The organism is uncultured Campylobacter sp., from assembly GCF_938045535.1.
GTDB lineage: Bacteria > Campylobacterota > Campylobacteria > Campylobacterales > Campylobacteraceae > Campylobacter_B.
Window position 1 is genome coordinate 1 of sequence record NZ_CALIMQ010000153.1, and the last position, 11,284, is coordinate 11,284.

Below are 11,284 nucleotides of genomic sequence, written 5' to 3' on the forward strand. Positions count from 1 at the left end.
GCTGAAGGTAGAGTTTGCAAGCAAGCCAATGTCCATAATAGAGCGCTTAAAGAATTAAGAAAAATGGAATCGGAAAATAATAGAACTAATAAGTAAACCGGTTTTTGCGGAACATAAAGTGAGATATGAAAGAAGCGAAATTTACAAGACGACTTTCTTGCTTTACTTTTACGCGCTTATCTGTTACCGCTCTGCTTATTCCGATACTCCGCCACTTTGTAAAATTTTAGATATAAACGCTGTCTATACGCGAACCTAAACACCGCATGAAATTCTAAAATTTCAAATCCCTGAAGCTCTGTGAAATTTTAAATTTCGCAGACTAACTTCGCAGCAAGATTATCGTATAAAATCAATCGCGCGAAAACGCGCGACAAATAAACCTCTAAATTCCGCCGCACGCCCGCTTTGGCGCAAGCAGTCGCTTCGCGCAAGCAGGCGCTTTGCGCGCAGCTTTAGACTACGCAGGCGGCAGCGCGAAGCAACCGAAAGTAGCTATACGGCGAAATTTACGCCAAAGTCTCGCCGCGAGCTTTATTTGAGCACCTTACCCAAAATCCCCGCACCTTTGCCGACGGCGCTGCCGCGAAGCGCGCTTTCTTTTTCCCTCATCACCGCAAATAGCCCATCCAGCGTCTTTTGCGTGATGTAATCATTCAAGTCCTCGCCCTGCTTAGGCAGATATTCGCTCGCACCCAGCCCGCGCGCGATGTTTTGCACCGCCTCATTGCCCGCGATCTTGCTTTGCGCGAAGGAATTTAGCCCGTTATACGCCGTTGCGAAGCTGTTTTTGCTCATCATATCGCTTACGATCGGCCTAAAAACCGCCCGCAGCTTCGCGCCCGATTTGCTCTGCAGATACTCGCTAAGCGCCGTGTCGCCGCCGCCGATGAGCTTTTTAATGTCCGCATCGCTCATAGATTTCAGATCTTGCAAAAATATCTTGCTCGCGCCGCTCACCGCCTTGGTAGCGGCATCGTTCATACTTACGACGAGCTCGCGTTCCCATTTATCGCCGCCCACCTTTCTCGCAAGCTTCGCAGCCGCCTTCAGCGAAGGAGGAAGCTCGATTTTAGCGGTCTTGCTGTGGATGTAGCCCTTGGCGAGCTCGGCTACGGCGCGATTCGTGGCGGAAGCGAGCAGATCTTTGTAGTTTCCGCTCTGAGTCGCACCGAGCACGTCCGCGCCCTGCTTTAGGATATCCGTTACGTCCGCATGCGCGAGCGACAGCGACGCAGCGGCGAGTAAAACCATAAATTTTTTCATATTGCAACCTTTGGATAAAATTTGCGCCATTATGCCAAACTGCGGTAAACGCTCAGCCTGCGCTCGGTTTAAATTTACGCACTACGCGGGCGAGCTGAGATAAAATTTTAGGCTAAATTTGAAAGCGGCTTCGAGTTAAATTTTAAACGTCAAATTTCAAAGCTAAATTTAACGGGCAAAATTTACCCGCCAAATTTAAAGATAAAATTTAGCAGCGGCGGACTTTGTCGTGCTTGCGGCTAAATTTTAAAAGCAGCGCTACGACGAGCTAAAATTTTAAAACGCTGCTCGGCGCTATTTAAATTTACGCAGCGCAAACGATGCCAACGCAGGGCACATAAAGCAATTATAGCGATGAGCGGCTATATCCTCAGCACAAACGATTGAAATTTTACCAAGCCCGCTGCAGCCAAAAAGCTCGCCGCAAATTTAAAGAGCTAAATTTAAAAGCGAGCTGCCGCTTTGGGCGCGATAAGCAGGCCTAAACCAGCCCTTGATCCAGCATCGCATCGGCCACGCGGCGAAAGCCCGCGATATTCGAGCCTAGCACGAGGTTGCCCTCCGCGCCGAATTCCTTCGAGGTCTCGTAGCTGGTGCGAAATATGTGGCGCATGATCTCGCGCAGCTTGCCGTCGACCTCCTCGAAGCTCCACGACGCCATCTGCGCGTTTTGCGCCATCTCAAGCCCGCTCGTAGCCACGCCGCCGGCATTCGCCGCCTTCGCAGGGCCGAAAAGAAAATCTTTTTGCGCGAGCATAAAATCGATCGCTTCAAGCGTGCTTGGCATATTCGCGCCTTCGCAAACCATGCGGCATCCGTTGGCATAGAGAGTCTTTACGTCTTGCAGATTAAGCTCGTTTTGCGTAGCGCTCGGAAATGCAGCGTCGCACGGTACGCTCCACACGCCGTTGCGGCCTGCGGGATAGGCGCTTGCGGGGGTAAATTTTGCGCCGGGACGCTCCTTGGTATATTCGCAAAGCCCTACGCGCAGCTGCTCTTTTAGCTTTTTAAGAAGCGCCACGTCTATTCCATCGGCGTCATAGATAAAGCCCGTGGAATCGCTTACGGTGACGGGCTTAGCCTGCATTTGATAGAGCTTTTCGGCGGTGTAGATCGCGACGTTGCCGGCGCCCGAGATCGTGCAAATTTTGCCGTGCAGCGAATCGCCCCTGGTAGCTAGCATCTCGTTTGCAAAATATACCGAGCCGTAGCCCGTAGCCTCGGTGCGCGCAAGACTTCCGCCCCAGCTTAACCCCTTGCCCGTAAGCGCGCCGTCGAATCTGCGGGTGAGCTTTTTATACGCGCCGTACATATAGCCGATCTCGCGACCGCCCACGCCGATGTCGCCTGCGGGTACGTCGGTATTGGAGCTGATTAGGCGGTGAAGTTCCAACATAAAAGCTTGACAAAATCTCATAATCTCGCCGTCGCTCTTGCACTTAGGATCGAAATTTGCGCCGCCTTTTGCGCCGCCGATATTAAGGCCGGTGAGGGAATTTTTAAAAATTTGTTCAAACCCTAAAAATTTTAAAACGCCTAAATTTACGCTCGGATGAAAGCGCAGACCGCCTTTGTAAGGTCCTAAAGCGGAGTTGAACTCTATGCGGTATCCCGTATGCACGCAGGGCTCGCCGTCGTCGCTCATATAGACGACGCGAAACATCATCGTACGCTCGGGCGCTAAAATGCGCTCTAAAATTTTATTTTTCACGTATCGCTCGTCGCGCTTTAGAAGCGGTATGAGCGAGTATAAAATTTCGGTCGATGCCTGGATAAAGACCTCCTGACCGGGATTGGCACGCTTTAAATTTAGCAGCAAGCCGTCGATGTAAGACTTCATAGTTCCTCCTTTTGAACCGGATTAAATTTTAATTTTTTGGCTTTGGCGATAAATTTTTTCAGCGCCAGCTCCTCGCGGACGCCGATCTTATAGCCGATAAATTTCAGATAATTTAAAATTTCACGCTCTTTTATGCCGCGCGAAAGGGCGTAGCTTTGCAGGATATATCTTGGAATTTTAATGCGCGAACATAAAAATTTCGTCGCCAGGCGCGCGTAAGCCTTGTCGTTTTTCACGCAGCACAGCCGCCCGAAAACGAAGGGCAAGCCCGTGCGCTGCTGCCAAATTTCGCCAAGATCGTAAAATTTATCTCTACCCTGCGAAAGCAGCGCCTTTAGAGCATTATCGCCGATTAGCACCTCGCCGCTAAGATCCAGCACGCGAGCTAGCATATTTGAGCTCATCGACGCGGGATCGAGCCTGGGCGCCGAGTTTTTGCGCACGAGTACGCTTAGCACCTCACGCTTTGCGACGATTCCAAGAGGCAGTTTGCGGTATTTTGCGCGGCGACTTTCGATGCTCGAGATCACCGCGGCATCTATCCTGCGGCTATAAAGATCGGCGCAGAGTTTGCTCGGCACCCCTTTTTTAAATTCTATCGATTTTTTAACATAAGACGGCAGCGGAAGGGATTTTAAAAATACGTGAAAAGGGAGCAAATTTAGATAATCGATTTTGCCTAATAACATAACTTTCTCCGAATTTAGCGCAGGAAAAGAGGTTAAATTCCGGCGCTAAATCAGAATTTAACCAAAAAATTTCAGGATTTATTTGACCTCGGTGATCGGGATGGATTTGTATTTGCTAAACTCCACTATGCCCTCACCTTTTTTGAAGTGGATGCTCACTCCGTCTTTGTTTTCCATATAGATGCCGTCGGCGGCGCGCTCGCGCTTGAGGTCGTAGCTTTTGCCGCTATCGTCCTTTAATACGGCGGTATTGAAATCGTCGTTTGAGCTAAGCGAAAGCTTTTTGCCCTTGTCATCGACGAAATAGAATGTCTTTGCGTTCTCTTTGGTTATGGTTTTTTCGCTCTGTGCTTGCTTATTCATAGCGCTATCCGGGGATTGACGGAGCTGGTTTGAGCCGCATCCTAGCAAAACTAGCGCCAAAGCGGCACACGATAGAACTTTAAACATATTTCTCCTTTAAATTTAGGTTACACTCGTTGATGAGTGATTTTCGGATATCCCAAAGCTTTTGAGAGAGATCCACTTTATAGCTTTGCGGATGGACGTTGCGAAGGTGCTCGAGCCAAAATTTACTCTTTTGCTCCTTGCTAAAACGCGCGATCTCGCTTACCGTGCGGCGCACGCCTACGAATTTGCCCTCCTTAAAAACGGGACGTAAGAGCTTACGCGCGCTAAAATTCGTTAAAATTTTACGCTTGTAGGTGTAAAGCGGATGGAAAATTTCAAGCGGCGCGCTCTCGTCTATACTCTCGCCCTCAAGCGCGATCAGATCGGCAAGCGCCATGCCGTTATCTTTGTCGTAGAGCCTAAAGACCTGCTTGTAGCCGGGATTGTTGATCTTGCGTGGATCGTTTGAAATTTTGATCTTAGCCACGATCTCGCCATCTTTTTCGATACCGCTTAGCTTATACACACCGCCGAGGCTCGAACTATCTCCGCCCGTAATAAGCCTCGTGCCGATCCCCCAGCTATCGATTTTGGCGTCGAAAAGCTTAAGCTGATCGATCGCGTATTCATCCAGATCGTTAGATGCGGTGATCTTTGCGTTCTCAAAGCCCGCCGCATCGAGCATCTTACGCGCCTGCTTGGTCAGATACTCCAGATCGCCCGAATCGATGCGGATTCCAAGCGGCTCATGACCGCTGGCGCGCAGCTCCTTAAAAACCGTAATCGCATTCGGCACGCCGCTTGCGAGAGTATCGTAGGTATCGACGAGCAAAAGCGTGCTGTTCGGATAAATTTTAGCGTAGGCGAGAAACGCCTCCAGCTCACTATCAAAGCTCTGAATCCAAGAGTGCGAGTGGGTGCCGATCGCGGGCACACCAAATTTCTTTGCGGCGAGCACGTTTGACGTGGCGCTGCAGCCGCCTATAATCGCAGCCTTTGCGCCGTAGATGCCCGCACTTCGCCCCTGAGCGCGGCGCAAGCCAAACTCCATCACCGAATCTCCCTGAGCGCTAAAGTTTATACGCGAGCTTTTCGTAGCGATGAGAGTTTGGAAATTTATAGTATTTAGGATCGCGGTCTCGATGAGCTGCGCCTCCATGATATTTGCCTTGACGCGAATTAGCGGCTCGTGCGGAAATACGATCTGCCCCTCATCCATGGCGTAAATTTCGCCGCTAAATTTAAAGCCTCTTAGAAATTCCAAAAATTCCGGCTTAAAGAAATTTAGACTTTTTAGATACGCAATATCGTCGTCGCTAAATCTGAGATTTTCGATATAATCCACAACCTCGTTTAAGCCGCAAAATATCGCGTAACCGCCGCCGCTTGGGTTTTTGCGATAAAAAACATCAAAAACCGCCGTCTGATCGGGCTTCGTAAAAAAATAACCCTGCATCATACTAAGCTGATAAAAATCGGTAAGTAAAGCCAAATCTTTCATTTACGCCTCTTAAATTTAATCTCGCCTCGCGCAGGAGCAAAAAATCATAGCTTTTTGGCTTCTAAGCTTTTTTTATAAGCCGCAGCGTCGAAGTCTTTGACGCGAGCGACGCCGTCATCTACCGCAGCTTTTGCAACCGCCGTCGAGATCACGGCAAATACGCGCGGATCGAAAGGATTTGGGATAACGTAGTCTTTGCCGAATTTCAAGCTATCTTTGCCCAGCATCTTGCGGATTTCTGCAGGAACTTCTTCGCGAGCAAGATCCGCCATCGCACGAGCGGCAGCAATTTTCATATTTTCCGTAATCTTTTTGGCTCTTACGTCAAGCGCGCCACGGAAGATATACGGAAAGCCCAAAACGTTATTGATCTGATTTGCAAAGTCGCTTCTGCCGGTGCCTACGATCGCGTCGTTTCTTACTTCCTCGACCTCGCTTGGATAAATTTCCGGTACCGGATTTGCAAGCGCAAAAATGATTGGATGCGGCGCCATAGTCTTTACCATCTCTTTGGTTAAAACGCCCGGCTTGCTAAGGCCCAAAAACATATCCGCGCCCTTCATCGCGTCCTCTAGCGTGCGATCTGCGGTGTCTAGGGCAAATTCTTTCTTTTGCTCGGTAAGATCGGTGCGACCCTTATGGATCACCCCTTTGGAATCGAGCATTATGATGTGTTTGGCGCCTAAATTACGATACATCTTTGCACACGCTATGCCAGCAGCGCCCGAGCCGCTAACTACGATCTTCATATCCTCGATTTTTTTGCCGCTGATAAGGGCTGCATTGATTAGCCCTGCGCCCGTAATCATAGCGGTGCCATGTTGATCGTCGTGCATGACGGGGATATCGACGGCTTTTTGCAGCTCGCGCTCTATCTCGAAGCACTCGGGAGCTTTGATATCCTCTAAATTTATACCGCCGAACGTAGGCGCAAGCGCTTTGCAAATTTCAATTATCTTTTTAGGATCTTTTTCGTCGATCTCGATATCGAAAGCATCGACGCCGCCGAATTTTTTAAACAAAACCGCCTTGCCCTCCATTACGGGCTTTCCGGCGATTGCGCCGATATCACCAAGCCCCAAAACCGCTGTGCCGTTAGTGATAACGGCTACGAGATTAGCCTTATTCGTGTATTTAAACGCAGCCTCGTGATCACCTTCGATCACCTTGCAAGGCTCCGCGACGCCCGGCGTATATGCAAGCGCCAAATCCTCCGCCGTAGCGCACGGGGTTTTTACATTCGTTCCGATTTTACCGCCTATGTGGTACTTCAAAGCCGCTTCAACGTTTACTTTAGCCATTTTATAATCCTTTTTTGATTAAATTTGAAATTCTCGTTTTAACTTCGTCGCTTCCTAAAATTTCACAAATTTCAAAAATCGACGGACTAACGCTGCCTCCCGTGATCGCGACGCGCAGCGGCTGGGCAAGATCCTTTAGCTTGGCGCCGTTTGCGTCCAAAAACTCCATCGTCCTTTCCTCGCACTCCTTTGCATTTAAATTTGCGCTTAGAGTATCCGAAAATTTTGCGAGTAAGCTTAGCGAACTTTCGGTTACAAATTTCTTATACGCCTTCTCGTCATAGCAGCTCGGGCGATTTAGAAGAATTTTAATGCCCTCGGCCATCTCCACTAGCGTCTTTGCGCGCTGTTTGTACTGCTGGGCGATGAGATGTTTTTTCGCATGCGAGCGAATATCGACGCCGAATTCCACAAGCTGCAAGACAAGCTCATCATCGCCCGAGTTTTTAATATAATGCGCATTTAGCCACTCGAGCTTGGTTTGATTGAAGGTGCTAGCGCTCTTGCTAATATGGTTAGGATCAAAGTATCGCTTCATCTCTTCCATGCTAAAAATTTCATCATCCCCGTGGCTCCAGCCCAGGCGTACTAAGAAATTTAGCAGAGCCTGCGGCAGATAGCCCATGCGCTTATACTCCATCACGTCGGTAGCACCGTGACGCTTACTTAGCTTGCTGCCGTCGGTGCCGTTGATCATCGCGACATGATAAAATTTCGGGATTTTAAAGCCTAGCGCGTTATACAGCACGATCTGCTTCGGGGTGTTGCTTAGATGATCGTCGCCGCGGATCACGTCTGTGACGCCCATCAGCGCGTCGTCTATCACGACCGTAAAGTTATACGTAGGCGTGCCGTCGGAGCGCGCGATGATGAAATCGTCCAAAATATCGGCGGCATTAAATTTTATCTCGCCCTTGATGCCGTCATTAAATTCTATCGTGCCGCTAAGCGGGGCTTTTATACGCACTACAGGCTCGATCCCGGCAGGCGGCGTGCCGGTAAAGTCGCGATAGCGGTTATCGTAGCGCGGACGCTCTTTTCGAGCTTCCTGCTGCGCGCGCAGCTCATCCAGCTCGTCCTTACTCATATAGCATCTGTATGCCTTACCCTCATCTAGCAACTTTTGGACGTATTGTTTGTAAAGATCGAAGCGCGAGCTTTGATACACGATCTGCCCGTCATAGTCTAGATTGCACCATTTAAAAGCTTCCTCGATCGCCTTAGCAGCCTCCTGCGAATTGCGCTTCAGATCGGTATCCTCAATACGCAACAGGAATTTGCCGCCGTTTGCCCTAGCGTAAAGATAACTAAAAAGCGCCGTTCTAAGTCCGCCGATATGTAAATATCCCGTAGGACTCGGCGCAAAACGAGTTACTATCATAAAAATTCCTTTGCAAAAATTACCATTTAATGTTATAATCGCGATCTTGTAATTATAAAGCAAAAAGACTAAATAAAGGTTAAAAATGATAAAGAAACTGCTTTTTTCCGCAATGATCTGTGCTGTTTGTGCAAATGCCGAAGTAGTAAACGGCGTCATCGCCGTGGTAGATAATGAGCCGATCACAGGCTACGAACTAGCCAAAGTTCAAAAACTAACGGGCACTTCGCCGCAAGCCGCGATGGAAATTTTAATCGGGCAAAAGCTTCAACAATCCGAGATTAAACGCCGCGGCATCGCGGTAAATGACGCGGAGATCGACGCGAGGCTCAAAGCGATCGCCGATCAAAATAAGCTTAGCTTAGACCAACTCAAAACCGCTGTGCAAAAGCAAGGCATGAACTACGATGATTTTAAAGCAAATGTCCGCCGCACACTGCTTGAAGAAAAGCTCTACGGCTCAATATTCGCAGATGTACAGCACCGCACGACCCCTGAAAATGTCAAAAAATTCTATAGCCAAAATAGCTCATTATTCACGACTTTCGACAGCATCACGCTCACCCGCTATATCGCAAAATCACAAGCTCCGCTCGATAAGATCCGCACAAACCCAAAGCTCCGTCCGAGCGACGTGTATGTGATGAAGGGAACCCTCAAGGCCAATCAAATGGATGAGGGGCTCAAATACATCGTCACAAACGTCGAGCAGGGCAAATTTTCGCCGATCATTCCTACGCGAAACGGCTACGAGATGTTTTACGTAAACGACAAAAAGGGACTTCGTACGCTTGATTTCGATAGCGTGCAAGACAGAGCGATCGAGGGCTACGTGACCTCCGAGCGCAAAAAAGCGATCACCGAGTTCAACGACAGACTCCGCTCAAACGCCAATATCCGCATCATCGAGCGCCCGCAAGCCCAGCCTCAAAGCGGCAAAGACAAGGGCAAAGTGAAGGTTCAAAAGAGAAACTAAATTTTAAATTTATCCGCTTATCCGCCGCGCGGCGCACTAAATTTGTCCCTGTGCGCTATGCAATTAAATTTAAAAGCATTTCATGATAGCAATCGACGATTTACCGAACTTAATAGCGATCCTAGAAGCGGCGGCATAAGTGCACGGGACTTTGGCGCGAGCAAATTTTGCTCCCACATCGATGCCGCCTCAAAACTCGTCGCCGTTTGGAGCGATGAAAACAGCGGCGAGGAGCTAAATTTTGAAATTTATACGAATCTGTATCATCATATTGACACAAATTATACTTCTTTGTTTTCAATACAACATATTTTAACTCAACAACAATTTTTCTAATAATTTTCGTCTGTAAAAATATAATCTAAACGCACAAAACGCCCATTTGCATCGCTTATATAGTACAAAATAATACATCCAAATTAAGTCGTGCCTAAACCTCAATGCCGACTTCCTTAAATTTATCCACAAAAAAGGCGATTTTCTCAAAAACATTTTGCTTCATGCTTAGATACTTCGGATTTAGCGGACTCATTTTAGGTAAAATTTCGTTTAAATCAGTTCCGCTTTCGCTAGCATATCCGCGTTTTAACGACGCGCTAATATACCTTTTTGCAGCATTTTCATTTAAATTTAACGATTCGATCAACTCTTTTGCTTCGTGCAACATCTCGCCTTTTGCAAATTTAAAAAACGCCTCCACGACGCCGGCTCTATCTTTTAGCGCATCCAAATCGGTCCCGTTTATAAAATCTACTATCAGCCCCTCTTTTGAGCGATTTTCTAGGCTAGCGCGGATGATCCTGCGGATCTCTTCGGTAAGTGCGATCTTATCTTTGATCTTTTTATTGTACTCGAATATTAACCCTAAAATGTAGTCTAAATTTATCTCCTGCGACCTTAATAAGTCAATCTCAAAGACTACGTCGTCCCAGTCTATCTTTTGCACCTCTTTTTGTTCGCCGGCTCTTTCTTTTCTTAGCCAGTCTCTTATATCGTTGTAGATAGAGCGGTAGTCTTGAAGCGCTCTCACGCTAGGCACTTTGATACCTTGCATTGCCTGCAAGTCCTCTTCACTTAGATAAAATTTTTCTTTCAATTCACGCACTGCATTCTCGTCATCTAAATTTATCTCCTGTAAAGCCTGCAATGCTGCAAATTCATCATAGTTTTGCAGAGCATTTTCTACGCGAAGATACTCGCCAAAAAGCTTAACAAAATCCTTTTTATCCTTTTGCGTTTCTATTGCGCTAGGATCTGAGAAGCGTGTCTCAAGCTCGCTCGCAACTTCTAGGAATCCTCGTCTAGCCTCGCCGGTAGCGGCATCGGTAAAGCCATGCATATATTCCTTATAGCTTTTTTCCAAAATTACGTTTTTGGTACTATTTTTACCAAAAAGCGTGATGGCATCGATCGTAGCTTGCTGTAAGTCTCTAAAAGTCACGATATTACCGAATGTCTTAGTGGTATCTAAGATTCTATTCGTCCTAGAAAACGCCTGTATCAAACCGTGATAACGTAAATTTTTATCTATAAATAGCGTGTTTAGCGTAGGTGCGTCAAACCCTGTTAAAAACATGCCCACGACTACAAGCAGGTCGATCTCCTGCTTTTTCATGCGTTCACTCAAGTCACGGTAATAGTCCTGAAACGACCTACCCTCGATGCTAAAATTCGTCCTAAAATAGGCGTTATAATCTTTTATAGCCACATTTAAAAATTCTTTTGAGCTCATATCCATCGTCTCTGGCTCAAAATCTTCGTCCGCTATCTCGCCGACTACGCCTTGCTCCTCGTTTTGCGAAAATGAAAAAATCGTCGCTACTTTTAGCGGTTGCTCTTTATCTTTTTGTAAATTTTTAAACGCCTCGTAATAAAGCTTTGCCGCCTCGATAGAGCTTACTGCAAACATAGCGTTAAAGCCTTTGCCACTTGCGTTTAAG

At 47.5% G+C, this 11,284-nt stretch carries 8 protein-coding genes and 1 pseudogene; 1 reads left to right on the top strand and 8 read right to left on the bottom strand.

Features of this window, described 5'->3' with window-relative positions; translation table 11 throughout:
• Window positions 1-534: 534 nt before the first annotated feature.
• From Q0095_RS04865 to gltX, 7 genes are all read right to left on the bottom strand, one after another.
• The gene (locus Q0095_RS04865; RefSeq protein ID WP_297881887.1) at window positions 535-1,266 is read right to left on the bottom strand and encodes a DUF4197 domain-containing protein; all 732 of its coding nucleotides are present in this window, start codon (window positions 1,264-1,266) and stop codon (window positions 535-537) included.
• A gap of 481 nt (window positions 1,267-1,747) precedes the next feature.
• Window positions 1,748-3,106 carry an NADP-specific glutamate dehydrogenase gene (gdhA, locus tag Q0095_RS04870; RefSeq protein WP_297881889.1) on the bottom strand — a complete coding sequence of 453 codons (1,359 nt, stop codon included), beginning with the start codon at window positions 3,104-3,106 and terminating at the stop codon, window positions 1,748-1,750.
• Window positions 3,103-3,795 (bottom strand): MqnA/MqnD/SBP family protein, encoded by a 693-nt coding sequence (locus tag Q0095_RS04875; RefSeq protein WP_297881891.1) that lies wholly within the window; start codon window positions 3,793-3,795, stop codon window positions 3,103-3,105. Before Q0095_RS04875 ends, gdhA begins: the two co-directional genes overlap by 4 nt.
• A 78-nt stretch (window positions 3,796-3,873) precedes the next feature.
• The gene (locus Q0095_RS04880) at window positions 3,874-4,245 is read right to left on the bottom strand and encodes a hypothetical protein (protein WP_297881893.1); all 372 of its coding nucleotides are present in this window, start codon (window positions 4,243-4,245) and stop codon (window positions 3,874-3,876) included.
• Complete coding sequence (locus Q0095_RS04885) at window positions 4,238-5,686, bottom strand: nicotinate phosphoribosyltransferase (RefSeq protein ID WP_297881895.1); 1,449 nt, start codon at window positions 5,684-5,686, stop codon at window positions 4,238-4,240. The genes Q0095_RS04880 and Q0095_RS04885 overlap by 8 nt, the downstream gene beginning before the upstream one ends.
• A 44-nt stretch (window positions 5,687-5,730) precedes the next feature.
• A complete protein-coding gene (locus Q0095_RS04890; RefSeq protein ID WP_297881896.1) occupies window positions 5,731-6,987 on the bottom strand; it encodes a malic enzyme-like NAD(P)-binding protein in 1,257 nt (418 codons plus the stop codon).
• A 1-nt stretch (window position 6,988) separates the two neighbouring features.
• Window positions 6,989-8,368 carry a glutamate--tRNA ligase gene (gltX, locus tag Q0095_RS04895; RefSeq protein ID WP_297881898.1) on the bottom strand — a complete coding sequence of 460 codons (1,380 nt, stop codon included), beginning with the start codon at window positions 8,366-8,368 and terminating at the stop codon, window positions 6,989-6,991.
• An 85-nt stretch (window positions 8,369-8,453) separates the two neighbouring features.
• Here gltX and Q0095_RS04900 point away from each other — a divergent pair, with 85 nt between their 5' ends.
• Window positions 8,454-9,344 carry a peptidylprolyl isomerase gene (locus Q0095_RS04900; protein WP_297881900.1) on the top strand — a complete coding sequence of 297 codons (891 nt, stop codon included), beginning with the start codon at window positions 8,454-8,456 and terminating at the stop codon, window positions 9,342-9,344.
• Window positions 9,345-9,774: 430 nt separating this feature from the next.
• Here Q0095_RS04900 and Q0095_RS04905 read toward each other — a convergent pair.
• Window positions 9,775-11,284: pseudogene (locus Q0095_RS04905) on the bottom strand (type I restriction endonuclease subunit R); the annotation flags it as partial.

What these genes read in the sequence shown, in the direction of transcription:
- Q0095_RS04885 (WP_297881895.1), bottom strand. Translation starts at nt 5,686, where the DNA reads ATGAAAGATTTGGCTTTACTTACCGATTTTTATCAGCTTAGTATGATG.
- Q0095_RS04900 (WP_297881900.1), top strand. Translation starts at nt 8,454, where the DNA reads ATGATAAAGAAACTGCTTTTTTCCGCAATGATCTGTGCTGTTTGTGCA.
- Q0095_RS04875 (WP_297881891.1), bottom strand. Translation starts at nt 3,795, where the DNA reads ATGTTATTAGGCAAAATCGATTATCTAAATTTGCTCCCTTTTCACGTA.
- Q0095_RS04880 (WP_297881893.1), bottom strand. Translation starts at nt 4,245, where the DNA reads ATGTTTAAAGTTCTATCGTGTGCCGCTTTGGCGCTAGTTTTGCTAGGA.
- gltX (WP_297881898.1), bottom strand. Translation starts at nt 8,368, where the DNA reads ATGATAGTAACTCGTTTTGCGCCGAGTCCTACGGGATATTTACATATC.
- Q0095_RS04865 (WP_297881887.1), bottom strand. Translation starts at nt 1,266, where the DNA reads ATGAAAAAATTTATGGTTTTACTCGCCGCTGCGTCGCTGTCGCTCGCG.
- Q0095_RS04890 (WP_297881896.1), bottom strand. Translation starts at nt 6,987, where the DNA reads ATGGCTAAAGTAAACGTTGAAGCGGCTTTGAAGTACCACATAGGCGGT.
- gdhA (WP_297881889.1), bottom strand. Translation starts at nt 3,106, where the DNA reads ATGAAGTCTTACATCGACGGCTTGCTGCTAAATTTAAAGCGTGCCAAT.